The sequence below is a fragment of the Alcaligenes sp. genome, from assembly GCF_050255915.1.
GTDB classification, from domain to species: Bacteria; Pseudomonadota; Gammaproteobacteria; order Burkholderiales; family Burkholderiaceae_B; genus Alcaligenes; species Alcaligenes aquatilis.
Window position 1 is genome coordinate 67637 of the sequence record NZ_JBFWIQ010000016.1, and the last position, 23817, is coordinate 91453.

Annotated in this window: 30 protein-coding genes and 1 tRNA gene; 11 read left to right on the plus strand and 20 right to left on the minus strand. The window is 54.6% G+C overall.

What is annotated here, in order from left to right; translation table 11 throughout:
* The first annotated feature begins 340 nt into the window (after positions 1-340).
* Positions 341-1102, plus strand: coding sequence for a 2-amino-5-chloromuconate deaminase CnbZ (gene cnbZ / locus AB7E06_RS17175; protein ID WP_427957850.1), 762 nt, complete (start codon positions 341-343; stop codon positions 1100-1102).
* Between the two features lie 65 nt (positions 1103-1167).
* On the opposite strand, the gene nhaA is transcribed toward cnbZ, so the two are convergent.
* The 7 genes from nhaA to AB7E06_RS17210 form a co-directional block, all read right to left on the minus strand.
* Entirely contained in the window at positions 1168-2532 is a 1365-nt protein-coding gene (nhaA, locus tag AB7E06_RS17180) for a Na+/H+ antiporter NhaA (RefSeq protein ID WP_376913752.1), read from the minus strand.
* A 118-nt stretch (positions 2533-2650) separates the two neighbouring features.
* Positions 2651-3109, minus strand: a complete 459-nt coding sequence (gene dtd / locus AB7E06_RS17185) for a D-aminoacyl-tRNA deacylase (RefSeq protein ID WP_094196251.1) — start codon at positions 3107-3109, stop codon at positions 2651-2653.
* Positions 3110-3125: 16 nt separating this feature from the next.
* On the minus strand, positions 3126-3470 hold the full coding sequence (locus AB7E06_RS17190) for a DMT family transporter (protein WP_376913751.1): 345 nt from the start codon (positions 3468-3470) through the stop codon (positions 3126-3128).
* 6 nt (positions 3471-3476) lie between these two features.
* The gene (locus AB7E06_RS17195) at positions 3477-3995 is read right to left on the minus strand and encodes a DedA family protein (RefSeq protein WP_094196253.1); all 519 of its coding nucleotides are present in this window, start codon (positions 3993-3995) and stop codon (positions 3477-3479) included.
* A gap of 36 nt (positions 3996-4031) precedes the next feature.
* Positions 4032-4502: a GNAT family N-acetyltransferase gene (locus AB7E06_RS17200; RefSeq protein WP_427957853.1), complete on the minus strand. Its 471-nt coding sequence runs from the start codon at positions 4500-4502 to the stop codon at positions 4032-4034.
* Entirely contained in the window at positions 4499-4804 is a 306-nt protein-coding gene (locus AB7E06_RS17205; protein ID WP_376913749.1) for a YchJ family protein, read from the minus strand. Before AB7E06_RS17205 ends, AB7E06_RS17200 begins: the two co-directional genes overlap by 4 nt.
* A 402-nt stretch (positions 4805-5206) precedes the next feature.
* Complete coding sequence (locus AB7E06_RS17210; protein ID WP_376913748.1) at positions 5207-5965, minus strand: M48 family metallopeptidase; 759 nt, start codon at positions 5963-5965, stop codon at positions 5207-5209.
* Positions 5966-6253: 288 nt separating this feature from the next.
* On the opposite strand from AB7E06_RS17210, the gene AB7E06_RS17215 reads away from it, so the two are divergent.
* A complete protein-coding gene (locus AB7E06_RS17215; RefSeq protein ID WP_376913747.1) occupies positions 6254-6739 on the plus strand; it encodes a DUF4440 domain-containing protein in 486 nt (161 codons plus the stop codon).
* A 145-nt stretch (positions 6740-6884) separates the two neighbouring features.
* Here AB7E06_RS17215 and AB7E06_RS17220 read toward each other — a convergent pair.
* Positions 6885-6963: transfer RNA gene (locus AB7E06_RS17220), tRNA-Ile, on the minus strand.
* A 693-nt stretch (positions 6964-7656) separates the two neighbouring features.
* On the opposite strand from AB7E06_RS17220, the gene AB7E06_RS17225 reads away from it, so the two are divergent.
* A complete protein-coding gene (locus AB7E06_RS17225) occupies positions 7657-8016 on the plus strand; it encodes a hypothetical protein (protein ID WP_376912718.1) in 360 nt (119 codons plus the stop codon).
* A gap of 36 nt (positions 8017-8052) precedes the next feature.
* Here AB7E06_RS17225 and AB7E06_RS17230 read toward each other — a convergent pair whose 3' ends face one another.
* Positions 8053-8364: a LexA family protein gene (locus AB7E06_RS17230; RefSeq protein ID WP_376913135.1), complete on the minus strand. Its 312-nt coding sequence runs from the start codon at positions 8362-8364 to the stop codon at positions 8053-8055.
* Positions 8365-8717: 353 nt separating this feature from the next.
* Here AB7E06_RS17230 and AB7E06_RS17235 point away from each other — a divergent pair, with 353 nt between their 5' ends.
* A complete protein-coding gene (locus AB7E06_RS17235) occupies positions 8718-8936 on the plus strand; it encodes a hypothetical protein (RefSeq protein WP_376912719.1) in 219 nt (72 codons plus the stop codon).
* A gap of 115 nt (positions 8937-9051) precedes the next feature.
* Positions 9052-9396 (plus strand): DMT family protein, encoded by a 345-nt coding sequence (locus AB7E06_RS17240; RefSeq protein WP_376912720.1) that lies wholly within the window; start codon positions 9052-9054, stop codon positions 9394-9396.
* Positions 9397-9726: 330 nt separating this feature from the next.
* Here AB7E06_RS17240 and AB7E06_RS17245 read toward each other — a convergent pair whose 3' ends face one another.
* Both AB7E06_RS17245 and AB7E06_RS17250 read right to left on the minus strand, forming a co-directional pair.
* Complete coding sequence (locus tag AB7E06_RS17245) at positions 9727-10545, minus strand: DUF4377 domain-containing protein (protein WP_376912721.1); 819 nt, start codon at positions 10543-10545, stop codon at positions 9727-9729.
* A 103-nt stretch (positions 10546-10648) separates the two neighbouring features.
* Positions 10649-11356, minus strand: coding sequence for a tellurite resistance TerB family protein (locus AB7E06_RS17250; RefSeq protein ID WP_121738671.1), 708 nt, complete (start codon positions 11354-11356; stop codon positions 10649-10651).
* Between the two features lie 215 nt (positions 11357-11571).
* Between AB7E06_RS17250 and AB7E06_RS17255 the strand changes: the two genes are divergently transcribed.
* Positions 11572-12723, plus strand: coding sequence for an ABC transporter substrate-binding protein (locus AB7E06_RS17255; RefSeq protein WP_427957858.1), 1152 nt, complete (start codon positions 11572-11574; stop codon positions 12721-12723).
* A 90-nt stretch (positions 12724-12813) separates the two neighbouring features.
* Here AB7E06_RS17255 and AB7E06_RS17260 read toward each other — a convergent pair whose 3' ends face one another.
* The 4 genes from AB7E06_RS17260 to AB7E06_RS17275 all read right to left on the minus strand — a co-directional run bounded on the left by AB7E06_RS17260 (position 12814) and on the right by AB7E06_RS17275 (position 16063).
* On the minus strand, positions 12814-13080 hold the full coding sequence (locus AB7E06_RS17260; protein ID WP_230018614.1) for a DUF3892 domain-containing protein: 267 nt from the start codon (positions 13078-13080) through the stop codon (positions 12814-12816).
* A gap of 87 nt (positions 13081-13167) precedes the next feature.
* Positions 13168-13824: a 3'-5' exonuclease gene (locus AB7E06_RS17265; protein WP_376912722.1), complete on the minus strand. Its 657-nt coding sequence runs from the start codon at positions 13822-13824 to the stop codon at positions 13168-13170.
* Positions 13825-14167: 343 nt separating this feature from the next.
* Positions 14168-15616, minus strand: coding sequence for a diguanylate cyclase (locus AB7E06_RS17270; RefSeq protein ID WP_427957861.1), 1449 nt, complete (start codon positions 15614-15616; stop codon positions 14168-14170).
* 180 nt (positions 15617-15796) lie between these two features.
* Positions 15797-16063 (minus strand): hypothetical protein, encoded by a 267-nt coding sequence (locus tag AB7E06_RS17275; protein ID WP_094196347.1) that lies wholly within the window; start codon positions 16061-16063, stop codon positions 15797-15799.
* Positions 16064-16615: 552 nt separating this feature from the next.
* On the opposite strand from AB7E06_RS17275, the gene AB7E06_RS17280 reads away from it, so the two are divergent.
* The gene (locus AB7E06_RS17280; protein ID WP_094196348.1) at positions 16616-17485 is read left to right on the plus strand and encodes an MOSC domain-containing protein; all 870 of its coding nucleotides are present in this window, start codon (positions 16616-16618) and stop codon (positions 17483-17485) included.
* Positions 17486-17503: 18 nt separating this feature from the next.
* Here AB7E06_RS17280 and AB7E06_RS17285 read toward each other — a convergent pair whose 3' ends face one another.
* On the minus strand, positions 17504-17965 hold the full coding sequence (locus AB7E06_RS17285; RefSeq protein WP_009455584.1) for an Lrp/AsnC family transcriptional regulator: 462 nt from the start codon (positions 17963-17965) through the stop codon (positions 17504-17506).
* 146 nt (positions 17966-18111) lie between these two features.
* On the opposite strand from AB7E06_RS17285, the gene metC reads away from it, so the two are divergent.
* The gene (metC, locus tag AB7E06_RS17290) at positions 18112-19335 is read left to right on the plus strand and encodes a cystathionine beta-lyase (RefSeq protein ID WP_230018613.1); all 1224 of its coding nucleotides are present in this window, start codon (positions 18112-18114) and stop codon (positions 19333-19335) included.
* On the opposite strand, the gene AB7E06_RS17295 is transcribed toward metC, so the two are convergent.
* The 4 genes from AB7E06_RS17295 to AB7E06_RS17310 form a co-directional block, all read right to left on the minus strand.
* A complete protein-coding gene (locus AB7E06_RS17295; protein ID WP_094196350.1) occupies positions 19315-19788 on the minus strand; it encodes a hypothetical protein in 474 nt (157 codons plus the stop codon). The two genes, metC and AB7E06_RS17295, sit on opposite strands and share 21 nt — an antisense overlap.
* Before the next feature lie 158 nt (positions 19789-19946).
* Positions 19947-20360, minus strand: a complete 414-nt coding sequence (locus tag AB7E06_RS17300; RefSeq protein ID WP_108727292.1) for an NUDIX hydrolase — start codon at positions 20358-20360, stop codon at positions 19947-19949.
* A 47-nt stretch (positions 20361-20407) separates the two neighbouring features.
* Positions 20408-20797 (minus strand): YbaN family protein, encoded by a 390-nt coding sequence (locus AB7E06_RS17305; protein WP_094196352.1) that lies wholly within the window; start codon positions 20795-20797, stop codon positions 20408-20410.
* Positions 20798-20799: 2 nt separating this feature from the next.
* On the minus strand, positions 20800-21390 hold the full coding sequence (locus AB7E06_RS17310; RefSeq protein ID WP_230018612.1) for a peroxidase-related enzyme: 591 nt from the start codon (positions 21388-21390) through the stop codon (positions 20800-20802).
* A 177-nt stretch (positions 21391-21567) separates the two neighbouring features.
* On the opposite strand from AB7E06_RS17310, the gene argG reads away from it, so the two are divergent.
* The 3 genes from argG to AB7E06_RS17325 all read left to right on the plus strand — a co-directional run.
* Complete coding sequence (argG, locus tag AB7E06_RS17315) at positions 21568-22902, plus strand: argininosuccinate synthase (protein WP_108727294.1); 1335 nt, start codon at positions 21568-21570, stop codon at positions 22900-22902.
* A gap of 128 nt (positions 22903-23030) precedes the next feature.
* Positions 23031-23561: a transposase gene (locus AB7E06_RS17320; protein ID WP_427957866.1), complete on the plus strand. Its 531-nt coding sequence runs from the start codon at positions 23031-23033 to the stop codon at positions 23559-23561.
* Between the two features lie 77 nt (positions 23562-23638).
* Positions 23639-23817: IS3 family transposase (locus AB7E06_RS17325; protein ID WP_427957870.1), on the plus strand; the 179-nt coding region annotated here is incomplete at its 3' end.

The window sequence follows — 23817 nt, forward strand, 5'->3', positions numbered from 1 at the left end:
GGCGTGGGAAACGTCAGGCGAGTATTTTTTTGGGGGAAGGGCTGATAGAAGGGGTGAAGTATGTCTGTGAATCGATCCATGATTTACCCATAGAACCGCTCAGTGCTATCCCAAGCAGACAATCAGCGTGGTGAAGAATATCGCCATCGTAGGGAGGTCTGCGCGGGAAGTCAAAATGATTGCGATGAGGTGCGGATAAATGATTTGTGCGGTTAAGGTGGCGTTTGCGCCCATGCATCGAACTTGAGATGGCTCAGAGGGTGCTATAGTGCCCGCTTTGCCGCGTTGGCGGCGACTCGACCCAGGCGGGCCCAGGCCCACTACACGATCAGGAACAACCATGAGCAATGCGATTAATTTTGACCAAGGCAACTACCGCTTCATTCCGACCGGCGTGACCCGCTTTTCGGGCGGGGTGGCCGCTCAGCCCGGTTACGAGATCTGCCGGGTCGTGTTTTCGGCTCCCGTGCCACTGAAAGAAGGCTTTGACCTGATTCAAGCCGTGCTGGAAGCGGAAGAGCGTCCTTTGACGGCCTTGTGCGCTTGCGAGCTGCGCTCCCCCGAGCCAGTCAGCGACAGCGACTTCAACAAATTTAATGAGCTGTACCTGGAAACGCTGAAAGAGTGGGGCCTGATCAAAGGCAAACACAATCCGGTCGCGCGCAGCAATGTGTCGCCTTTGGTCGGTGCACCTGCCGAGCCTAGCTTTTACGCTTTCAGCTATACGGTGGAAACCGATATTGAAGAAGCCACCTTTGTGATTGCGGGCAGTTGCGAAGTGCCCGAAACGCCCGATGACTATATAGAGAGCATTGTGGCTTATCAGGACGTATCGCCTGAGGGCTTGCTGAAGAAAGCTCAGTGGGTTCTGGGTGAAATGGAGCGTCGTCTGGAAGTGCTGGGCCACGAGTGGGCTGATACCACCGCAACCCATGCCTACACCGTGCACAATCTGCACCCCTTCATGGCCAGCGAGCTGGCCAATCGTGGTGCGATCAGCCATGGCCTGGGCTGGCACCTGGCGCGTCCCCCGGTCAAGGATCTGGAATACGAAATGGATTGCCGCCGCATCCTGAACGAGCGTGTGCTGACCATTGATTAATTGATCAGTCCCCCCCAAAAAAAAACAGGCCCACATCAATGTGGGCCTGTTTTTTTTCTGGTTGCTTATGCCTGGCTATACGCTGCCTGGCTGGCAGACTGCTGATAGCGACGACGCACCATCAGACCCCATACCAAGCCCAGTACCGCGGACGCCAACGAGCCGCACAGAACGCCCAGCTTGGCCGCATCCAGCAGAACCGGCTCGGCAAAGGCCAGGTTGGCCACAAAGATGGACATGGTAAAGCCGATACCGGCCAGCAAACCAATCAGGGTGACGCCTGCCCAATCCATGCCGGCAGGCAGGGTGCATAGACCCAGGCGCACGGGCAACCAGGTGCCCAGCAGGACGCCCAAGGGCTTGCCCACAATCAGGGCAATGGCCACACCAAACAGTGCGCTTTGTGCGCCGGCAGCATTCAGGTCCAGGCCATTGAGGCTGACCCCGGCATTGGCCAAGGCAAACACCGGCATGATGATGAACGCCACCCAAGGATGCAACAGTGCAGGAATACGCTGAACCGGCGGCAGGATTTCACGCTGGGCCAGCTGCATCTTCTGCAAGGTGTGCATGATTTCCTGGGTGTCGTGCTGGCCTTCCAGCTCGGCTGCCAGTTCCAGATTCAGGTGACGGGCCTTGCGTGGCAGTGGCAACGTGCGCACGGGACTCATCATGCCCAGGACCACACCGGCCAGGGTGGGGTGAGCACCTGTTTTCAGCAGGCCAAACCACAAGATCGCGCCGGGAACGACATAGGCCCACGCCGAGCCTATGCCCATTTTTTGCAGACCCAGAACCGCCACAATCCCCACTCCTGCAATCAGGAAAGCGCTGTAGTCCAGACCGCCGGAGTAAAAGAAGGCGATGATCAGGATGGCGACCAGGTCGTCAATAATGGCCAGCGCCAGCAAGAATACCCGCAGGCTGGGAGGCAGTGAGCGGCCCAGCAAAGCCAGTACGCCGACGGCAAAGGCAATGTCGGTGGCGGTAGGAATGGCCCAACCCATCAGCACTTTTGGATCGGGGTTCATGGCCGCATAGATCAGCGCGGGCAGGGTAATGGCAGCCAGGGCGGCACAGATAGGCAGCATGGCCGAGCGCCAATCAGACAGGGCCCCGTCATGGATCTCGCGACGAATCTCCATCCCGACAACCAGGAAAAACAGGGTCATCAAAATGTCGTTGACCCAAAAATGCAGATCTTGCGAGAAACGCCATGGGCCTAGCTCCAAAGTCACTTGTGTGTGCCAGAGGGCTGAATAGCTATCGGAAAATGAGGAGTTGGCCCAGATCAAAGCCACGGTAGCGGCCAGCAATAAGACAACCCCGCCCAGGGCTTCGATATGCAAAAGCCGCTGTAATTGCGCTTGAAGCTGGCGGGTGACGACATGGGCACGCGGTAAGGGCGTACCGGAGGAGGGGTGGGACATGGTCGGCAAATCTCCACAAGGCGGCCCGACCTTGCGTATATGTTTAACCTGCCCTGCTGCACCATGCCAGCAAAACACCCTGCGCAATTATAGGGAGGGAGTTTCTTTAAGGCAAACGTCAGCTTGAGGCAGTGTCAGGCGTGATATGCAGGGGAATAGTGACTGGACCATCGTTGGTCAGACTTAATTGCATATCGGCACCAAACACGCCGCACTGCGTATCGGGAAGGCGGGTGCGGGCCATGGACACCAGTTCATCAAACAAGGGTTGGCTAAGGGCAGGAGGCGCCGCACGGCTGAAACCGGGGCGATTACCCTTGCGCGTGTCTGCAGCCAAGGTAAATTGGCTGACCAGCAAAAGCTGGCCACCCGCTTGCAACAGGTTCAGATTCATCTTGCCCTGTTGATCGGAAAAAATGCGCAGGGCTAATAGCTTGTCCAGCAAACGTCTGGCTTGCTCGCGGGTATCACCGTGTTCAGCACAGACCAGCACGGCCATGCCAGCCCCAATCTTTGCAACGGTTTGGTTTTCAATATCGACTTGGGCCTGACGTACCCGTTGAATCAAGGCAATCATAGGTAGTTCATGAAGATCAGTGGTCGACAGCTTTGGAGAACAGATTCACAATCAGTACGCCCACCACAATAAAGGCGATACCGATCATAGCGGCCAAATCCAGTTTCTGCTTGAAAAGCACCCAGCCGATCAGCGAAATCAGCACAATACCTACACCACTCCAGATGGCATACGCCACGCCAACGGGCATGACGCGCAGGCTAAGCGATAGAAAATAAAACGCGCCTGCATAAAACAGCACAGTCAATACGCTAGGTACGACAAGGGTGAACTGCTCAGAGCGCTGCAACAAGCTGGTGGCAATGATCTCGAAGATAATCGCGACGAATAAATGCAGGTAGGCCAGGCTTACAGGAGTCATGGGAAATCAAGGTTGAAAACTGAACCAGCCAGGCAGCAGCAGGACGCTGGCCCATAAAGCGGCTGAAGCCCAGGAGGAGATATGAAAGCTGACGGGTGACATGGCGCAGGTGCCCGCAATTAATGGAACCGTCGAGCGCAACGGGCCCACAAAACGACAGGCTACGATACTGAACCATCCCCAGCGAGCAAAAAACGCCTGTGCTTTTGCATACAGGTGTAAACGCTTGCGCGCCCATTCAAAATGGAACAGATTACCACCGTAGCGCTGGCCCAGATAAAAGGAGATGGCATTGCCGATGCCTGCACCCAGAGTGACGGCCAGCCAGACGGGCAGCAAATCCATTTCGCCAGCGCCAACCAGCGCACCGACAGATAAAAGGATAGCGGTACCTGGAATGATGAGCGCCAAAAAGGGCAGAGACTCAACCAGGCACAGCGCAAATACGGCAGGCGTGACCCATTGCGGGTGCGCGCTGATCAGCGTTGTGGCTTGTTCGGCAAAATTGCTTAAAGTACTTAGCATATCAACCAGAAGGAAGGGACAGTCATGGCTTGTCCTTTAGTTCAGGGGGAAACTCAGAATCAGGCGGTCTTTGTGCTGCAAACCGTCCTCAAACAGCGCTTCGTCGTAATGGCGCAGGAAGTAATCGGGTTCGATCGCCACAATCCGAAAACCGGCGCGTTGATAGAAAAAGAGCGGGTAGCCTATTGTGCCGGTGCCGACAAACAAGGTCTGCCCACCTTGATGGCGCACATAATCAATCACGGCTGACAGCAGCTTGTAACCCAGCCCCTGACCTTGATGCGAGGGCAAAACAGCCATGTTCATCAGTTCCCAGTCCTGGGCATTTTTGCGCTGCAAAATAGCAGCGGCCACAATGTGTTGCTGATCCCGGATGCACCAGGCGTGCGGCGTGTCCCTGTAGCGTTCAATCAGGCCTGTGCTGGGGTCAGCCTCCAGGAGCAAAGCCATGGGTAGGCTGGAACCATGAATCTGTTGCACTTGTTCCGGCTTACTGGGCTGGCTCATGAAAAATCCCCGTCCACGTAAAACCACTGGCCTTGCTCAAGGACAAAACGGCTGATTTCATGCAGACGATTGGCCCGGCCATGCAAACGGTTGCGCGCCACAAACTCTACAATCGCCTCTGTGTCGGAAACACGCTCATGACGTCGCACGTCCAGGCCCAGCCATTGCAAGCCCTGCGGATTGGGTTCCAGTGAATGGGGGCGGGTGGAGCTATGCCAAGTGGCCAGAAGGTAGTCCAGATCGTCGCGTACAAACGCGCAGTAGCGCGAACGCATCAACGTGACGGCATCGGGAGCTTGCAAGTATTGGGGGCCTTGATGCCACGGGCCGCAACAGGCTTTGTAGGAGTTGGAATTGCCACAGGGGCAGGAAGGTTTTGAAGAGGAATACTTTTTCAAGAGCGTAACTGCCAAGACCAAAGAATGGCACAAGCATACCTGAAAGCCGGTATTGGCTTATGGCCCCCCGCGACGAAAAGTAACTTTTTCAGGGCGGTGACTTCTCATGCCTGGGGTGTTCGAGCTAGTACGAGTACTGAAGCTGTGTGATTGGTATTCCTGACCGCCGAAAAGTTCCTGCTTGCCTTTGTGGCGGCGACGTTGCGATTGTCCAAGTCTTGTTTCTAGCCCAGGTGTGCACCATAAAAAAAACCGCCCGCAACAGCGGACGGGTCACAGGCATCCTCTTGGCTGCGTCGAACTGACTTATTTAGCCGCGTCGATACGCTGTTGCATACGTTGGGCGCGCTCTTTGGAGCCGGGGTGCGAGCTCATCACGCTGCTCTCGCCGCCGTCCAGGGCTGCCAATTTTTCAAAGGCAGAGACTAGGCCTTGCGTCTTGAGTTTGCGTTCGGTCAGCAGGTCAAAGGAGTAGTCATCAGCAGCGGACTCTTGCGATTGCGAGAACTGAGCGTTCAGGAATGCTTCGGACAGCTTACCCAATTGGCTGGAGTTCAACTGAGTCACCACGCTGTTACCGGTAGCGGCCGCCGCATCACGAGCGGCGGACAGACCGTAGGCGGTTTGCATAGCTTTCTTGCTGTGGCCCAGTTCAACATGACCCATCTCGTGACCGATCACGCCGCGCAACTCGTCATCGTTCATCTTGTCCATGAGACCGGCGTAAACACGGATACAACCGTTAGCCATGGCCCAGGCGTTGACGTCCTGAGTCTGGTAAACCTTGAAGTTTGGTGTTTGGCCGTTCAACTGTTTCGTCAATGGTTTCACGACACGTTGCAGGCGTTTGTTGTACTTGCTGTTGGCGCTGGCCACTTTGTTTTCAGCGTCCATCTGTTTGCAGGATTGATCAGACAAAGCGACCACTTCCTGATCAGACAAACTGAAAGCCTGAACAGCCTTGCTGCCAGCACCCACCAAGCCACCCACATCCATAGTCTGACAGCCTGCGGTCAGGCCAGCGACGGCCAACATGGCAGCCAACGCACCCATACGAAAAGTCATGGATTTCCCCTTCTACTTATAAAAAAAAGCGATTTTAATGATTCGACAGTGAAGGGTCCGTATATAAAACAATATTTAACAATTATTGCTGCTGCCCTTGCGCGCGGATAACAGACGTAGGCAAGCACGATAAGCGAGATTGAAGAGTTTTAACCCAAGATCATATTTGTGCTGGAAAGCTTGCCGCCCGCCGCCCAGAAGACAAGTCCCATTCAGAGGTAAACGCTAATGTAATGATTAGGCACCAGTGTTACTATTTGCTTCACAAAACGAGAGGGAGACAAGGAAATGAGTAAGAAAATCATGGTGTTGTTGGGAACACTGGTGCTGGCGGGGTGCGCGGCTCACACCCAGGGCGAACGTGGTCAGGGCGCCCAAATGACACAGAGCTGTGCACCGATAGATGAGTCAGGCGTTGCCGCTTTGTTTGAACGTTGGAACCAGTCTCTACAAACTGGCAAGCCTGACGTTGTTGCTAAGAACTATGCAGAGCGTTCGATTCTGTTGCCCACACTGTCTGGAGTAAACCGCGTTAGTACGACAGAAAAAGTAGACTACTTTGAACATTTTCTGGCCGCCAAACCGCAAGGTAGGGTAACGGACAGACAAATCACCCTGGGCTGCAATATGGCCGTGGACTCGGGCCTGTACACGTTTCATATGGGCAGCAGCGGTAAAGACGTAGGCGCGCGTTATACCTATACGTATCAGTGGAACGGCCAGGACTGGCTCATCGTCAGCCACCACTCCTCACTTTTGCCTGTTGATAAATAACCGCTTTTCAAGCCTGGGTGACGTGCTCAAATAGCACCAAACCCAGGTTTTAAGCTTGCTGCTGGCTGGACGCCAAACGGCAGAGAACAAGCAAGTTCGGCATTATCATTATTTGTGTAGGCCGACGCTGGCAAGGGGGATGGGATGGTGCCCCCCCCGTGAGTCGAACACGGCACCAACGGATTATGAGTCCGCTGCTCTAACCAAGCATGAGCTAGAGGGGCAACAAGTCCGCAATTATTACATAAAGTCCGTGTTTATGCCTAGCGAAGCTGTGCGCAACGCAAGAGATGGGGGCGTCTGGGAAGCCAACCGTATTTGCTCGCGATTGGTAGCACCTTGTTGTTTATCCTTGGAGGACAATGGGTGCGTCTGAAATCCAGAGAATAATGATGAAAACACTGTTTTTAGCCCTGACCCTGACATCCATTCTTTCTGCCTGTGCTGTTCATACCCCCAGAGGTTCTGTCATTGTGGATCCAGATGGGCACGGCGGATATGGACAGCGCCACTGTCCACCCGGCCAGGCGAAAAAAGGCAATTGCTAAGCAAGCACTTCAGCCGGCATTTTTATTTGCGTTGATAGCGCTTGCTACCTGTGCTGGTTTCGCAATAGCGGCCCCCACGCGGGCCCGTGCAATAGGTGCCACTGGCACATGTGCAAGCGCTGTTTGACTGCAGCGTTTGTGGAGCCGATGGCAGACTTCGTCCTGTTGTACCGATGTACGCGGGGCAAGATCGTTTGCTGCCGCTGGCAGAACCATCACGGCATACAAAAACCTCCCCCTCGCAATGGGAGATACCGCCTTTTTTGCCTGAACAGGGGGTATTTCGTGCCTGCGTATCGAGAGGTAGCAATGCCATGATCAGGCACAGGAACAAGCATTTCATTTTTGTCTCACGTGCCAGGGACGAGCTTGAGCCCCCAATGGTTTTGCCATAAAAAGAGCGTTGAAAATACGTTTCTTTTTGTGCTCTGCTGTAATAGCCATTTTATTTTGGATGATGTCATGCGAATCGTAATGCTTTTCCCCGCTTTATTATTAACCGCTTGTCAAACGATGGTACCCACCGAGGCAGTTGGCAGCCAAGCATGGTTGGAACAGGTGGATCGCCAATTGGCTGTTTCAGATGGCCAAGGCCATGGTCCCGATTATGGCTCGCAGGAGTGGTGCAACGTGGTCCATTTTCGTTTGTACGGGAAAGCTTCTGTAGAGCCCGTACCTTGCGACCTGGCCTGGATGGAGAAGGTCGATCAGGAAATGAAAAAGCGTTAGGCCGCGCCACGCCGGGTAGGCCGCGCAGTCAGTGGCTTATGACCGGCGATAGTATTTCCGGTGTTCCACCATGGTGCCGATAATTTCAATGGCATGCTGGTCGCTGCGAATGGACGGGTAGTCTTCGTTCAGCGGCACCAGCTCAAAGATTTCTTGCCCGCCTTCATCAATGCACAGGAGGCGGTATTTCTTGAAAGTGGCTTCTTCTTCACTATTTTTGGCGACGACATAATCACCGGGGCGGGGCGTGAGCTCGCAATCAACAATAATTCGGTCGCCTTCCTTGAAGTCCGGCAACATGGAATCGCCCTTGATCTGCAGGGCAAAAGAGCGCTCGGACAGGCACAGGTGCGTGTGCCCAGGCTCTCAAAAGGGGGTAGGGCAGCAGTGCTGGCGTGATGGAGGTTGGAGTGTGGGGGAGAGGAGGCTGGAATGAGTCTATCACCTCAGTCTCATCGTAATCAGGCAGGCCGGGGCGGGTGATGTGTTAGCTGTGACGTGCGAAGGTTGGTTTGTAGTAGCGGCAGACGCGAAAATTAAATGCTGGCCACGGTGTCGCGCTTGGTAAGCAGGCAAGCCCAACACCGCTATTGTGATCAGGACGCTGATGATAGCTGCTGTTATGGTTGGGTTTCAAGCGATGAACAATACGAGTTATTGGGTCCACTTAGGTCAAAATGTGCTTGGCCGTTGGACTGACTTTGTTCTCAAGCGTGCTGTCGTTTCCTTCCCATGCCCAGTACACGGGCCCGTCGGAGAGTGGTCAGACGACGGAAGCGGAAGCCTTGAAACATCCTGTGGATGATCAGGACGTGCGGGAGCAAGGCCATCTGCTACGTCAAACGGCCCACCACCAGTTTCTGTTGTCTGGTGGTCGCGGGCAGATCGTGGCCGGTGTTCTGAAAACCGTGGACGGATAAGCGCTGCTTGATACCCCGTTTTTTTGCTGCCTGATTATCCCCATAGGCGCTAATCCAATGTGACGCTACACTGGCCGGGTCGCGGCGCAGGTCGCTTTTTTTCTTCGTGTCCAGAATGGCTAAGATCCTCCCTATCTTGATGTTGGTCGTCTCCAATGTGTTCATGACCATTGCCTGGTATGGGCATCTGAAGTATCCCAATAGCCCATTGCTGAAAGTCGTACTGATCAGTTGGGGTATTGCCTTGGTGGAATATTGCCTGGCAGTGCCGGCTAATCGTTTGGGGCATACCGTTTACAGTGCGGCCCAGTTAAAGACCATGCAGGAAGTGATTACCTTGCTGGTGTTTGTGATGTTCTCGGTGCTATATCTAAAAGAGAGTTTTACGCTTAATCACCTGGTCGGTTTCACGCTGATTGGTGCCGGGGCATTTTTTATATTTTATGGGCCGCTGAAATAAGGAATACCTTATTGCCAGTACAAAAAAAAGCCTCGCATATTGCAAGGCTTGAAGCCGGATAAATAGGGAGGTGGAAAATGTTATCCGGTATTCCCATATTACGGATGAGTAGGCTTGTTGACTAGGTTCAATGCATAGCAGTGCGTAACTATTTGTGGCTTCCTGGCTGCGATTTCTTATCCTGTTGTGGCAATTTGAAATAGGGTTTTTTCTAAGCCTAATAAAAAACCCGCCTGAAATAAATGACCCCCAAGATGGCTTAAACCAGCCTTGGGGGGATTGGATTCGGCCATTCGTGAAGACAGCACTCAGATAGGGTAGCTGCCTGACTTATTTGCTGATTTGTTCAGATTCCACCACCATGTCCAGCACGTCGGCCTTGGAAGAGGCATCAGCAGGGACGTTCTTCAGTTCGTAGCGGTTGATACGCAGCACGTTACGAACACCTGGTGTGTGGGTGTAGCCCTCGATGTCACCGTAGTAGTACATCCATTCGCCCAGGTGGGTTTTGACACCAGAGTCGTTGTACTGGATTTCACGTACTTTCAGGCACTGGTAGTTGGGCATGAGAGGATGCGAGCAGGCTTCGCGCTGCGCCGCTACTTCCAGAAACACCCGGGTAGGCTCACTGCCATAACGGGTCGTGGCAGTAGGCTCCCCTTTCAGGCGCCATTGGGTGCCGTCCTTGAAGCTCAGAGTCAGGACAGGGGCCGGGTTGTTCGGCGCAGAGTCGGCCTTGCTCATGCTCCAGGTCGTTGCCGTAGGCAGCAGCTTGCCCACGGCTTGCTCATTGCGCATCAGTTCGGGGTCCGCGCACATTTTCATGGTGCTGACCGGCGAACTAAAGCTAATGCTGGAGTCCTTCAAGGTGTAGCCGCTGCCCAGAACATTACACAGATTGTCGACCGACATCATCTTGTCGGTGAAATTCAGGGTGACTTGTTCACCGCCTGCGCCAGCAATAGCGGGGGCTGGCTGGCCGTCTTTGCCTGCAGTGGCAAATAGACGCCAGTGATAAGCCTGCAAAGCGGTTTCTTTGTCCATATGGCGCTCGGAGTTAGCGGGGCTGGATGAGTTGTTTGGAGCCGCACAGGCGGCCAGACCCATTAGTGCGAGTGACGCAATCGTTAACTTGAAGGTGCTTTTCATGGGTGGTTTCCTTGTTGATTCTTTGGCTTGCCTTGTGTGGCGCCCTTGAGGAAAACAAACGCGCTCCGGTGACGTCGTTGAACGGAACAGTTGCCAGTTGGAGTTAGTTTGTTGTTAAAGCCTGTACTTGATTATCCAGGCTTTTGCGCAAAGAATCTGGCAAGGATAGTAAACGTGCCAGCTCATCAAGATAGGCTCGTTCCATATAACTTTGCTCGTCAATGGCAAGTACGCTGGTCAAATAAATCTCGGCCGCCATTTCGGGTGTTTGAGCCAGTTGGGCAACGGCTTGCGGGTCAACCGGCTTGAGCAGCTCCTGGGACAACCAGTGGCGTGCCTGTTCAGGGGCGGCCATTTTATCGATTTCTGCATCGATCAGTTCGCGCTCGGCATCGCCGATGTGGCCGTCTGCCTTGGCAGCAGAGACCAAAGCGGCCAGGATGACCATGGCGTGCGTATCGGCTTGACTGCTGGCGGCCAAAGGCAGTGGGGCGGGAGGAACGGCTTGCACTGGAGAAGGGGCAGCTTGTTGGCCCGCATTTTGTTCTTGCCAGTTCTGGTACACCTTGACGGCCAGGGCGCCCAGGGCAGCGGCTCCACCATAGGCGGCCATGGAGCCCCCCATTTTGCGGAATTTCTTGTTGCCTAGCAGTACGCCCAGAACGCCGCCTACAACGGCCCCACCGCCAAAACCACCCGCCTGTTCACTGATCTTTTTACCCAGGCCGGAGGTATTTAACTGGCCTTGGCCTTGTTTCAGGGCGCTTTGGCCGCTTTGCAGAATTTGTTGCAACATTTGCTGAAGTGACATGGATTCGCTCTATCAGGTAAGGGGTAAACAGTAGCTTCGTTATAAACTACTTTATTGGGCGCGCCCGCGTACAATTGTAAGCAGACCTGCCGGGGAAAGTCGCCTAAGAAGGCGGGTATGGCATGGGCAATTGGGTGTCTTGTGTCCCGATCAATCCATATAGGCGCGCTTGCGCTGATATCAAGGGGGGAAGGGCTTAACTGGCTCTGTATATTATGAAATTGACTCGAACTGCTTTCGCTTTGTCCGTAGTGTTGGCTACCTTGGCCGCTCCGGCCCAATCACAAGTCAAAATCGGCGTGATCGCCTCGGCAACCGGGCCGACAGCGGTGGTTGGTTTGCCGCAGCGCAATACAGTGCCCCTCTTGCCAACCAAAGTTGGAGATCTGGCCGTTGAGTACATCTCCATGGATGACGCCAGTGATCCAAACCAGACCGTCACCTTGTTCAAGAAAATGATTTCCGAGGACAAGATCGACGCCCTGATCGGGCCTACTGGCTCGCCCAACGCAATGGGCCTGATTCAGTTTGCGGCTGATGCGGGCACGCCGGTGCTGGCACCGGTGGGGGCGGCATCGGTTGTGTTGCCGATGACTGAGCAAAAGAAATGGGTGTTCAAAACCACCCAGAATGACGACATTATTGCTCAGGCCCTGGTCAAGCATATGGTTGACAATGGCGTCAAGACTGCGGGTTTTATCGGGTTCAACGATGCCTATGGCGAGAGCTGGTTGAACGTGTTCAAAAACTTGGCGGATGCAAACAATATCAAGATTGTGGCTACTGAACGGTATGTACGTTCGGACACCTCGGTAACGGGTCAGGCCTTGAAGGTTTACGCCGCTAAACCGGATGTGGTTCTGGTGGCCGGCACGGGCGCGGCTGCCGTGTTGCCGCAAGTGACTTTGGTCAAGCAAGGCTACAAAGGGCAGATTTATCAAACGCACGGTGCCGCTTTGCCTGCGTTCTTGAGCCTGGGGGGCGAGCAGGTGGAGGGCACGATTCTGGCCGCCAGCCTGATGCTGGTGTTGCCTGAAATTGAAGACAGCAATCCTGCCAAGCCCATTGCTCAAGATTATATCCAGCGCTACTCCGAGCGTTATGGTCAGGCCCCTGCTACCTTTGGTGCCAACGTCTATGACGCCGGCCTATTGCTGGAAAAGGCGATTCCTGAAGCAGCCAGCAAGGCCAAACCGGGTACGCCTGAGTTTCGTTCTGCCTTGCGTGATGCACTGGAGCAAACTCGTGACTTGGTGGCAACCCAAGGTGTCTACACCATGTCGCCTGAGGACCATAGCGGCTTTGACGAGCGTGGTCGTGAACTGATCACTGTGCGTAACGGCCAATGGCGCTTGCTCAAACCGTAAGCAGGTTTGAAGGCAGGTATGAAAAACGCGGCGTCACGCCGCGTTTTTTGTGTTCCCTGATAGATAGAGGAAGGAAGGTCAGACTGCTGTTCAAGCAGCCTGGCTGGGTAGGCTGAGCAAAATGTGAGGCTCTTCAACTTCAAGCTCAGTTTTCAGGTACTTGGCACCAAAACGGCTGAGCGCCACGGTCAGTTTGGCGGGAATGCCATCCAGAAGAATGTAGTAGTCTTCTTGGCCCTGCTCAATTTGCTGGACAACATCGGGTTGAGAGCGTTGCCAGCCCGCTCCTCCAAGATGGGTAATTCGTTCGTAAGGGTCCCGACGCATATCTTTCGTGACGTATGCAACCTCGATCATTTGCCACCTCATGAAGTTCTTGTTGGGACCTTCATCATTGGGCATAAGCAGGCTGGTAGCCATTAGGGATTTTACGAACCTTGAGGTTTATACCTTCAAAGCCTTGATCAGATAGGGGTCCAGGTCCGGCTGGCGCAGCAACCAGTTCTTGTAATCCTGTGGCACATCGGCAATAGCCATGCCCTTGTGTTTGCCAAAATGCAAAACGGTGGGAATGCGGGCGTGCTCGGAGAGTTGCCACAACTGTTCCCAGGTGTTGATGTTGTGCTTGAGCCCCAACAAATACTGCAGCAGCGACAGGCAATTACGTACGTCGGCCAGTGCGCTGTGCGCGTTGCGCAGGCGCTCGCGAGCATTGGCGCGATCAATGTGATAAATCAGAGCAGATTGGCTGTAGCTATCCAGGCCTGGAATCAAGTGGCGCGATAAGGCCAAGGTACAGATACGCTTGATATTGGGGGAACCGGCCACCCCCCAGTCATAGTCCACATTGTGGCCGATGATGTATTGGGTGTCGGCAGGCAGCTTGAATTCGGTGTGCGGGGGGCAGTCCTGCAGCTCCTCGTCATAGATGTGATGCGTGGCCAAGGCGCCTAGCGTATTGGCTTGATCAGGCCGGTAGCGTTGCTCAAATTCTTCATTGACCAGCAAAAATACCGGGTCGCTCAAACGCAACCAAGCGGCCTCGATGACTTGAGGCTGGGCAGTGCCGGTGGTTTCAGTATCAAACAGCAGGGCAGACATACAGGAATCGCTAACAGACAAAGCCGTCATGGTAGTGCATGTGTCTGGCTTTGCCTATACGGGCTTGAGGCGAAACCCTTCAGGAGTTCCCCAGCGATTGGTGCGTAGTAGCCAGTGAGTCTGGCAGTTCAGACAGCGATACTGTGTTTCGTGGGCTCCGTCAGGAGATGGGGGGTGTTGCCCAAGTAAGCGCAAATCGGCATGCGCTTGGCTAGTACTGACACCCTGTGGCAAGGCCAAACATGCCTGGCACAAGGGCGAGCCGTAAACTGACGCCATATCACCGCTCCCTGATGTGTTGTTTCGTATTGATACATCAGTATCGGTTTGCTTACGGATAGCGTCAAGTACCTGTCTTGGGCTCGGGCAAATGATAGGAATAACTTTGATCCCTACCCGCGCGTTTTGCTTCGTACAAGGCAGTGTCTGCTTGGCGTAGCAACGCGTGTAGATCCAGGGTTGAAGAGTCCAAAGTGGCGATGCCCAAGCTGGCTGTCATAGTCAGTTGTTGGTCGTTGTCCAGGCAAAAGGGCAGCAAGGAAATGCTTTTACGGACTCGCTCAGCAACAGCATGCGCTTGTAGTGCGCTGCAGTCCGGCAACAAAATACCAAATTCTTCTCCGCCTAGCCGGCCGCATACATCGGTCTCGCGCAAAGCCAGTGAAATACGTTGGGTAACAGCGCTCAAGGCCAGATCGCCGACATGGTGGCCGTGGGTGTCGTTAACGGGCTTGAAGTGGTCGATGTCCAGAACGATGACGCTGATAGGAACCTGTTTCAAACGGCATTGGGTCAGTATTGTCTGGCTTTGCTGATAAAAAGCCTGTTTGTTGAGCAAGCCCGTCAGGTCATCGTGGTGGGCAAGTTGCTGCAGTTTTTCAACCGCCAGATTGCGTGCTGACATCAGGCTGGCGCTGGTGATTGAGGCCAGCGCAATGGAAGCAATCCCGATGCGCAGTGACAGCAGGTCTAGCGAGGAGTGGAACTGATTGGGCAAGAAGTACACAGGCGGGCTCAGGGCAAACAGCGTCCAGAGCACATAGAACAACGTCAGTAAGGTGGTCGAAAAGAGCGAGTAGCTAAGGGCGCACCACAATAAAGGCAGGACGGGAAAGGCCAGAGAGCCGGGGCCGTCAATCAGCAGGCTTAACAAGCTGGCCAATAACAAGGACAGAACGGGCGCTAACTGGGCCAGGCTCATCAGGTGCGGTTCGTTCCAGTATTCCAGAAAGCGGCGCCAAGGGCGCGCGGGGGCGGTCAGGATGACGGGCAAGATAGCGCTATAGGAAATCAAGCTAGTCAGCATCCAGGACAGAATGGCCAAAGGCAAATCCTGATCGGTATGCAGATACAGGGCAAAACCGCCTAGCAAGGCAGATAAAACGCAGGCCAGGCCGTAGTAGGAGGCCAGGGTCAACATCGCCTGGGGGCGACGCAGGGAAAGATCCAACTGGCGATTGCGGGTGATCAGCCAATACGCCAGGCTGACGCCGCTGACATCGGCTACGGTCAAAAGCAGCGCAATGGGTAGGGGATTGGTGGCAAGCAGCTCGGCACAGAAATAGGCCAGCGTAATGAGTAGCCAGTTAAATTTTTGACTGGCCCAGTCTGGGCGGCGGATAAACAGACCCAGAAGCACAGCTTCGGTAGGCCAGAAGATGGTTAGTGCATCGGAATGGTGCAGCTTGGTACCCAGCAGGGTCAGAAGTAGGACCAGGCTGAACAGGAAAAACCGGGAGAGATAGGAGTAGCGCCGGGGTGGGCGCAAGCAGAAAGCCTGCTTTGGTTTCATATCCGTTGCCATAGGAGCGCACGCTCAACGTGGACGCTTTACAGCGTCGGATAAGTTTTAAGCCGCCACTATTTTAGGACGAAAGCAGGAATGGCCATTACAGATTGTAATTATGTGTTATCAAATGAGACTAATACGGGGCTGTATCTGACTGCCCCGTATTAATTAGGGAACATATTCTTAATTCAGAGCGGGCATGGGATGGCGAGGGGCCACGTGATGCACGTCCTGCAGGCGGAAGCGAAACCGTACGTTGGCATCCTGACTATGGGCGTCGGCAGTGTAGGTGGTGCAGCCGTGTACAGGTGAACTGAAGATCACGGTACCAGCCATACGAGGGCCGTTTTTAGGTTGCAGATACACCGTATCGCCAATGCGAATATCGGTTTTATTCAAAGCAATATGGTCAGGGCGCGAGATCAAACCAGTTGGATAGATGTTTTTCATATTTTTTTCCTTATCGTGTGGTGTCATTACATCGTTTTTTTATTGAGATTTGATGACACCATGATGGACCAGCCTCCACACGGAGGTCAGGCCATTGCTATTTCAATGTAGAGCATCGCTGACTGGACAATAACAATATCAAGCAAACGTACTCTGTGACAGGATGGACAGCGCCTTATTCGTTTGCCAAGCATATGGACGGAGCAAGTAGTCCGCTACGATGCAAAAAATAAGTCTGGATGTGGCTGCCGTCGCCGTAGTAAATGAATACCCGCATGTTTGGGGACATGCCAGAAGGTCAAAGGGACCTGTTTACGTGGGTATATTCAAGAAAATATTGATCGCACGTTCTTGATGTAATGGATATATGGGCGCGATCAGCTAACTATTAAGTCATAGGTTTGCGATGTTGTCAAGTGTCAGGGGGACGTCATTGCCGCAGGTCGATGTTTCTAATCCACTTCTTTGCACGCTATCGTCAAAGCAGGGGCGGGCTGTTGAACAGGCCGTTTTAGAATACGTTCTTTATCTTGCCTTTTGTTGTTGCCTCCCATGATTACCATCACCGGCTTGTTCACCCATCCCATCAAATCCTGTGCAGCCCAGGCGCATCCGCAGGGCGTTGAGGTTAGCGTTGCGGGCCTGGCCCACGATCGCGAGTGGGTCGTTGTTGACCAGCAGGGCGTATTCATGACGCAGCGTCGCTGGCCGCGTATGTCCTTGATTCGACCATTGGTACAGGATGGGCAGATTACGGTCCAAGCACCCGGTATGGAGACGTTGAGCTGGTCTCTGGATGCTCCGGTAGGGGATAACGTCGCCGTCTCCGTGCGTATCTGGAGTTCTGATACGTTGGGTCGGGATGAAGGCGATCAAGTCGCGCAATGGTTTAGCGATTTTTTGCAAACCCCTTGTCGGGTATTGCGTAACCATAGTCGTGCCCGTCGGTATGTCCTGACTGAACGGGTACGCCCTTGGGAAGAAAAGTCTCAGGGCTGGCGCCAGATCGGTGATCAGCTAAACGGTTTTGGTTTTGCCGACGCCTTGCCCTTTTTGTTCACCAATGAGGCGTCCCTGGAAGAGCTCAATCGCCTGGTTCTGCAGTCTGGGGAGCAAGCGGTGCCCATGGATCGTTTTCGTGCCAACGTCGTTTTCACGGGTTTGCCCGCCTACGAGGAAGACTACGTCCTGGGTGTGAGCAGCGAGGGTCTGAGCTTTGCGTTTGTCCGTCAGTGCACCCGTTGCCCTATGCCCAACGTGAACCAGCGAACGGCCGAGGTGGGCACACAACCCGGTTTGGCCTTGGCGCAAAGTCGCCAGTTTCCGCAAGGCACCTTGTTTGGCATGCAAGCCATGCTGGTTGAATCCCGGTCTCAGAGGCTGACGATTGGCCAGACCTTGGACGTGGAATACAGCTTTTAAGCATTAACCGGCGCCGGATCAGGCGTAGTCCAGGGGCAGACGTGTCGTGAACTTGATCTGCTCCATGGCAAAACTGGAGCTGACATCGGTCAGCTCTATTTCCGAGATCAGTCGCTGGTAAACCCGGTCAAAGCTTTTGATATCCGGCACGACGACACGCAGTAAATAGTCGGTATCGCCGCTCATGCGATAGAACTCCACAATCTGTGGGATTGCCTCGACCACCGCCGAAAACTGGCTGTACCACTGCTTGTTGTGCTGATTGGTCTTGATAGCCACAAATACCGTGACTCCTACATTCAGCTTTTCTGAACTGAGTAGTGCCACCCGCTTTTCGATATAGCCCTCTTGTTCCAGACGTTGTATGCGTCGCCAGCAGGGAGTGCTGGACAAACCCACCCGATCGGCAATTTCCTGGATCGCCAAGGTGGCATCGTTTTGTAGGATCTCCAGGATGTGCTTGTCGAATTTATCCAGCATAAAAATAATTTCCCAATAATATCGGTAGTTGTAGATTTTTATTCTCTGAATTCTGCCTGTGGTAGCGTGAAAACGCAATAATTGCCCCTGGGCTCTTGCGTAGACTGTTTCCATTCGTCTTTAGCGATCACGATCAGGAAAACAGCATGCAGGACTGCGATTATCAAAATACGCGTTTGACGCATTTAGGCCGGGACACCCGCGTGTCGGCTGGCTTTGTGAATGTGCCCGTTTGTCGTGGCTCGACTATTTTGGCCGACAATCTGGAGCAATGGGCCCAGCGCAAGGAACCTGACAATCCCTATGTTTCTTATGGCCGCTTCACCAACCCTACCTTGCAAACCTTGACGCAAGCCGTGGCCGAGCTGGAAGGCGGTTTTCAGGCCAGCCTGTTCCCGTCTGGCTTGGCGGCGTGTACCCATGCTTTGTTGGGCATGCTGGAAGTCGGGGATCATTTGCTGATACCGGATTCGGTCTATGGACCGGTACGCGCGTTTGCGCAGCAGGTACTGGCTAGCCGCATGGGTATTCAGGTTCAGTTTTACGAGCCGTCTTTGGGGGAGGAGATAGCCAGCCTGATTCGTCCCCATACCAAGGTGGTGTACGTAGAGTCGCCCGGTTCGGCCACCTTCGAGATTCAGGATATCCCGGCCATTGCACGTTGTGCGCATGCGGTCGGGGCGTATGTGCTTTTGGACAATACCTGGGCTACCCCCTTGTTTTTTAAGCCGTTTGAACATGGCGTGGATGTGTCTATCCAGGCTGCCACCAAATATCTGACGGGGCATTCCGATGCCTTGCTGGGAGTTGCCACGGCCAATGAACGCGCTTGGCCGTTGCTGCGTCGGGCGGCGCATGATTTTGGTCAGACAGCCGGGCCTGATGATGCCTTTTTGGCGCTGCGTGGCATGCGCACCTTAGGTGTACGCTTGCGTCAGCATCAGGCCAGTGCCTTGCAGATTGCCCGTTTTCTGGAACAACATCCGCAGGTACAACAGGTTTTGCATCCGGCGCTGGAGTCTCATCCCGGCCATGCGATCTGGAAACGGGATTTTACCGGTTCTACGGGTTTGTTCGGTGTGGTGCTGGAACCGTTGAGTCAAGCGCAGTTATCTTTATTTTTCAAGGCCTTGCGCCTGTTTGGTATCGGTCTATCCTGGGGCGGGTTCGAGAGCCTGGCTTTGCCTATGGATATGCCCAAGCGCAACGGGCGCGCCTTGTTCGGGCAGGGGCAGTTGTTGCGTTTGCATGTAGGGCTGGAAGAGCCCCAGCACTTGCAGCAAGATCTGGCACAGGCTTTGGATGCGGCCTATGCCCTTAACACGTCCAGAAACACAGAGGGGCTGTGCTTAGTTGCCCAGCAGGCTTAACTGCTGGTTTTCCTGTCGGGCGATCAGGCGGCGCGTCTGTTCTTCATTGATGTCCAGACTGGGATCGTCCAAAGAAGGTTGAGCGGGGCTGGAGATGCGTTCTGCAATTCGGTTCCATCGCAGCCCCAGTTTGCTGGGCTTGGCCGGGCGGCGACGGCTGCGCGGGGCGGTTTCCTGTTGGTCGGGCGAGTACTGGGTCAGGTCAAACTGGCCTGTAACGATACCCACTTGCTTGAGCAGAACCATGGCTTGCAAGGGACTTTTGAAACTGCGCGGATCTTTGCTGCGGGCGGTAACCAGCACCGCCTGACCGGCACGCGTGGCCACTTGTACAAAAAAATGATTGCCTTGTCCTTTGATGGACACACCTAAAATGCCCCCGGCTTGCGTGGCGGCACGCAGCTGCTGCAGGGTAAAGGTGACGATTGCGCCTTGACAGGGCAAAGAGGACATAAATTAGCGCTCAATAAAGAAAGCCCGCCGTTGCGGGCTGGTCGGGCAAACAGCTACGTCCCCGCAAGAGGGGACTCAAGGGCGACATTATGCCAAAAAATAGGCGGTTCGTGGTTTGGACGGCACAAGACGGAAGGACGTCTTGTGCAGGCTGAGCCTTAGGCCGCGGCCTGTGCGCACAGACGCGGCAGGATGTGGTTAGCCAGCAAAGGGGCCAGCGTCAGCGAACGGATTTCTTGCGGGCTGACCCAGCGGGCTTCTTCCAGCTCGGCAGCGGCCTGAATGTCGCGGTCTACTGTCAACGTAAACACGTGGGCATGAACCATATGGCCAGGCTCATTGGCGGCGGGGCTTTCAAAGTAGGCTTCGTACCGGGCCTGGGCGGTTTCTTCCGCTTTCAAGCCCAGTTCTTCATCCAGTTCACGTTGCAAGGCTTGCAAGGGCGTCTCGCCTGCTTCCAGCTTGCCACCGGCTTGCATGTAATAGGCGCTGCCACGTTTACGGACCAGCAAAATTTGTCCGGCAGAGTTGGTGATGTAGGCGGCAGCCAGCAAGATGACAGGATGAGACATGGGTTCTTCAAGCTAAAAGGGGTCAAGCCAGGATCGGTTCAAGCAGGCTATTTTTGCACAGGCTCGGAAGGGGTGTCATCCAGGGTTTTGGCTCGCAGCAAATAACGAGTGGCGAAAATGCCCGGAATTAACAAGCCCAGTCGATACCAGCCCAAGTGACTGGTCAGCCAGGCCGAGGCGGCCAGCGACAGCCACAACATGATCAGCGCCCGACGTTTGGCTTTGCGGGTCAAGCCTTGGCCGTTTTCCCAGTTGCGCAAATAAGGGCCCAGATGGCGCTGGTCCAGCAGCCATTGATGAAAGCGGGGGGAGCTACGGGAGAAGCACCATGCAGCCAGCAGCACAAAAGGCGTGGTAGGCAGCAAGGGTAAAACAGCGCCGGCAATGGCCAGCGCTACACATACCCACCCGGCAACCATCAGGGCGTAACGCATCATGCTTAGCGGGGAACGCGTCCCAGCATGTAGAACTCGTCATTGCAGCGCATGGACATGAAGTTGGCCATGCGGTTGCTCAGACCAAAAAAGGCGCTGATGCCGGCAATGTCCCAGGCGTCTTCGTCGCTGAAGCCGTGCTCGTGCAGGGCCTGGAAGTCCGTGTCTTCAATCTCCTGGGCGTTTTGCGAGACTTTCATGGCGAATGCCAGCATGGCTTTTTGACGCGCCGGAATATCGGCCTTGCGCCAGTTCACGGCAACCTGGTCTGCCACCAACGGGTTCTTGGCGCGGATACGCAAAATCGCACCGTGGGCAATGACGCAGTAATGACACTGATTGGCGGCAGAGGTAGCCACCACAATCATTTCCCGATCGGCATGGCTCAAACCACTGGGCTTTTCCATCAACGCGTCGTGATAGGCAAAAAAGGCGCGAAACTCGTCAGGGCGGTGTGCCAGAGCCAGAAATACATTCGGAATAAAACCGGATTTTTCCTGCACGGCTTCAATACGACTGCGAATATCCTCGGGCATGTCGGCCAGGGTAGGGACGGGATAACGGCTGATAGCGGGTTGTGCTTGTGTCTCGGGCATGGCTTGTCTCCAGGTGAAAATGGATGTTCTAGTTCATCGAGTAATTAAATCCAGCTACGCAAAGGTGTCCAGGGTCGGTCAAGACGATATAATGACATATTGATCCTGCCGCGGGCATGGCTCTGCTATAGAGTCTTACGGGCGGAACTGTACTTGCACACCACTACTGACGCGATAATGACAACCATCCTTGAATCTCTTCCAGTCGGCCAGAAGGTCGGCATTGCCTTTTCCGGTGGCCTGGACACCAGCGCTGCACTTTTGTGGATGCGCAATAAGGGCGCGATCCCTTACGCATACACCGCGAACCTGGGTCAGCCTGACGAACCCGATTACGATGCGATTCCCCGCAAGGCCAAGGAATACGGTGCCACGCTGGCCCGTCTGGTGGACTGCCGTCAGCAACTGGTGGCTGAAGGGATTGCCGCCTTGCAGTGCAACGCCTTTCATATCACCACCGGCGGTGTTACCTACTTCAACACCACGCCTATTGGCCGTGCTGTGACCGGCACCATGCTGGTTGCTGCCATGAAAGAAGACGACGTCCATATCTGGGGCGACGGCAGCACCTACAAGGGCAACGACATCGAGCGTTTCTACCGCTACGGTTTGTTGACCAACCCTGAGCTGAAGATTTACAAGCCTTGGCTGGACCAGACGTTTATTGATGAGCTGGGTGGCCGTGCCGAGATGTCCGAGTACATGCAGGAAAACGGCTTCGACTACAAGATGTCGGCCGAGAAAGCCTACTCCACCGACTCCAATATGCTGGGTGCCACGCACGAAGCCAAGGATCTGGAATACCTGAACGCCGGTATCAATATCGTCAAACCCATTATGGGCGTGGCTTTCTGGCGTGACGACGTGGCTGTGGCCGCTGAAGAGGTGCGTGTGCGCTTCGAGGAAGGCCAGCCTGTTGCCTTGAACGGCGTGGAATTCGCCGACCCGGTGGAACTGATGCTGGAAGCCAACCGCATCGGCGGCCGTCATGGTCTGGGCATGAGCGACCAAATTGAAAACCGCATTATTGAAGCCAAGAGCCGTGGCATTTACGAAGCTCCCGGCATGGCCTTGCTGCACATCGCTTACGAGCGCCTGGTGACCGGCATCCACAACGAAGACACCATCGAGCAGTACCGCATCAACGGTTTGCGTTTGGGCCGCTTGCTGTACCAAGGCCGCTGGTTTGACCCACAAGCCATTATGCTGCGTGAAACTGCCCAGCGCTGGGTGGCTCGTGCTGTTACGGGCGAAGTGACTCTGGAACTGCGTCGCGGTAATGACTACTCCATCCTGGATACGGTTTCGCCTAACCTGACCTACAAGGCCGAGCGCCTGAGCATGGAAAAAGTGGACAGCATGTTCTCGCCACGCGACCGTATTGGTCAACTGACCATGCGCAATCTGGATATCGTGGACACACGTGATAAGTTGTTCACCTACACCCAGGTTGGCCTGCTGGCTCCTGCTGCCGGTTCGGCTGTGCCTCAGCTCAAAGACAGCAAGAAGTAAGACATGGCGGCAGATCGGGGGGGCTCTGAGTAGAACCCCTGATTTGAAGCAGCAGTGTCAAAACACCCCAATGCCCGTGAACTGCACCCCAAAAGTTGGACACTCATCCAACCTTTGGGGTGTTTTTCATGACGAAATACGATGTACGGTTCAAAGTCAACTTGGTCGAGCACTATCTGTCGGGAAGCAATGGTTATCGAGAGCTGGTCTCAGCCTATGGGATAGAACACTCCCAGCTACGCCGTTGGGTTGCGAGCTATCAGCTACACGGCCTATCCGGATTAGAGAAAAAGCACCGCTTTTACAACGCGGAATTTAAGCTGAAGGTTCTCCAACACATCGCGCGCGAGGGCTTATCCGATCGGCATGCTGCCGCGCTCTATGACATTCGCAGCACAGGTTCTATAGGGAAATGGCGCCGCGAGTATGATAAGGGCGGATTAGTAGCGTTAACGCCCCGTCGTAAAGGTAGACCCATGAAGCCCCCAACTCCCCCATCCAAGCTTGAAGCGCCCGATGAAACGCGCATGCAAAAAGCGCTACTTGAAGAGCTGGCGTACTTGCGTGCGGAGAACGCCTATCTAAAAAAACTGAAGGCCTTATCCGAGGCGGAACGGAACGCAGCGCTGGTGAAAAAGCGCAAGTGCTCCAAGGGTTAAGGCCAGATTATCCGCTGAGGTTACTGCTACGAGCGGCGGGGCTGTCTCGCAGCACGTTCTACTACCATGTCAAAGCGATGAGCACACAGGACAAGTACGCTGCCATCAAATCGAAGATTCGTATGCTCGATGAGCGCCATCAAGGCCGCTACGGTTATCGGCGTATAACAGCCGCGTTACGTCAAGCGGGGGAAATGATCAATCACAAGTCGGTTCAGCGTTTGATGCAGCAGCTCGGTTTACAGTCGCTGGTGCG

Excerpts from the sequence above, each read along its gene's own strand:
- metC (WP_230018613.1), top strand. The coding sequence starts at position 18,112 with ATGCAGGACTGCGATTATCAAAATACGCGTTTGACGCATTTAGGCCGG.
- dtd (WP_094196251.1), bottom strand. The coding sequence starts at position 3,109 with ATGATTGCCTTGATTCAACGGGTACGTCAGGCCCAAGTCGATATTGAA.
- AB7E06_RS17270 (WP_427957861.1), bottom strand. The coding sequence starts at position 15,616 with ATGAAACCAAAGCAGGCTTTCTGCTTGCGCCCACCCCGGCGCTACTCC.
- AB7E06_RS17295 (WP_094196350.1), bottom strand. The coding sequence starts at position 19,788 with ATGTCCTCTTTGCCCTGTCAAGGCGCAATCGTCACCTTTACCCTGCAG.
- AB7E06_RS17195 (WP_094196253.1), bottom strand. The coding sequence starts at position 3,995 with ATGCTAAGTACTTTAAGCAATTTTGCCGAACAAGCCACAACGCTGATC.
- AB7E06_RS17210 (WP_376913748.1), bottom strand. The coding sequence starts at position 5,965 with ATGACTTTTCGTATGGGTGCGTTGGCTGCCATGTTGGCCGTCGCTGGC.
- AB7E06_RS17260 (WP_230018614.1), bottom strand. The coding sequence starts at position 13,080 with ATGATCGAGGTTGCATACGTCACGAAAGATATGCGTCGGGACCCTTAC.
- AB7E06_RS17190 (WP_376913751.1), bottom strand. The coding sequence starts at position 3,470 with ATGACTCCTGTAAGCCTGGCCTACCTGCATTTATTCGTCGCGATTATC.
- nhaA (WP_376913752.1), bottom strand. The coding sequence starts at position 2,532 with ATGTCCCACCCCTCCTCCGGTACGCCCTTACCGCGTGCCCATGTCGTC.
- AB7E06_RS17310 (WP_230018612.1), bottom strand. The coding sequence starts at position 21,390 with ATGCCCGAGACACAAGCACAACCCGCTATCAGCCGTTATCCCGTCCCT.
- AB7E06_RS17280 (WP_094196348.1), top strand. The coding sequence starts at position 16,616 with ATGATTACCATCACCGGCTTGTTCACCCATCCCATCAAATCCTGTGCA.
- AB7E06_RS17265 (WP_376912722.1), bottom strand. The coding sequence starts at position 13,824 with ATGTCTGCCCTGCTGTTTGATACTGAAACCACCGGCACTGCCCAGCCT.
- cnbZ (WP_427957850.1), top strand. The coding sequence starts at position 341 with ATGAGCAATGCGATTAATTTTGACCAAGGCAACTACCGCTTCATTCCG.
- AB7E06_RS17255 (WP_427957858.1), top strand. The coding sequence starts at position 11,572 with ATGAAATTGACTCGAACTGCTTTCGCTTTGTCCGTAGTGTTGGCTACC.
- AB7E06_RS17250 (WP_121738671.1), bottom strand. The coding sequence starts at position 11,356 with ATGTCACTTCAGCAAATGTTGCAACAAATTCTGCAAAGCGGCCAAAGC.
- AB7E06_RS17275 (WP_094196347.1), bottom strand. The coding sequence starts at position 16,063 with ATGAAAAACATCTATCCAACTGGTTTGATCTCGCGCCCTGACCATATT.
- AB7E06_RS17320 (WP_427957866.1), top strand. The coding sequence starts at position 23,031 with ATGACGAAATACGATGTACGGTTCAAAGTCAACTTGGTCGAGCACTAT.
- argG (WP_108727294.1), top strand. The coding sequence starts at position 21,568 with ATGACAACCATCCTTGAATCTCTTCCAGTCGGCCAGAAGGTCGGCATT.
- AB7E06_RS17215 (WP_376913747.1), top strand. The coding sequence starts at position 6,254 with ATGAGTAAGAAAATCATGGTGTTGTTGGGAACACTGGTGCTGGCGGGG.
- AB7E06_RS17285 (WP_009455584.1), bottom strand. The coding sequence starts at position 17,965 with ATGCTGGATAAATTCGACAAGCACATCCTGGAGATCCTACAAAACGAT.
- AB7E06_RS17200 (WP_427957853.1), bottom strand. The coding sequence starts at position 4,502 with ATGAGCCAGCCCAGTAAGCCGGAACAAGTGCAACAGATTCATGGTTCC.
- AB7E06_RS17240 (WP_376912720.1), top strand. The coding sequence starts at position 9,052 with ATGGCTAAGATCCTCCCTATCTTGATGTTGGTCGTCTCCAATGTGTTC.
- AB7E06_RS17245 (WP_376912721.1), bottom strand. The coding sequence starts at position 10,545 with ATGAAAAGCACCTTCAAGTTAACGATTGCGTCACTCGCACTAATGGGT.
- AB7E06_RS17305 (WP_094196352.1), bottom strand. The coding sequence starts at position 20,797 with ATGATGCGTTACGCCCTGATGGTTGCCGGGTGGGTATGTGTAGCGCTG.
- AB7E06_RS17300 (WP_108727292.1), bottom strand. The coding sequence starts at position 20,360 with ATGTCTCATCCTGTCATCTTGCTGGCTGCCGCCTACATCACCAACTCT.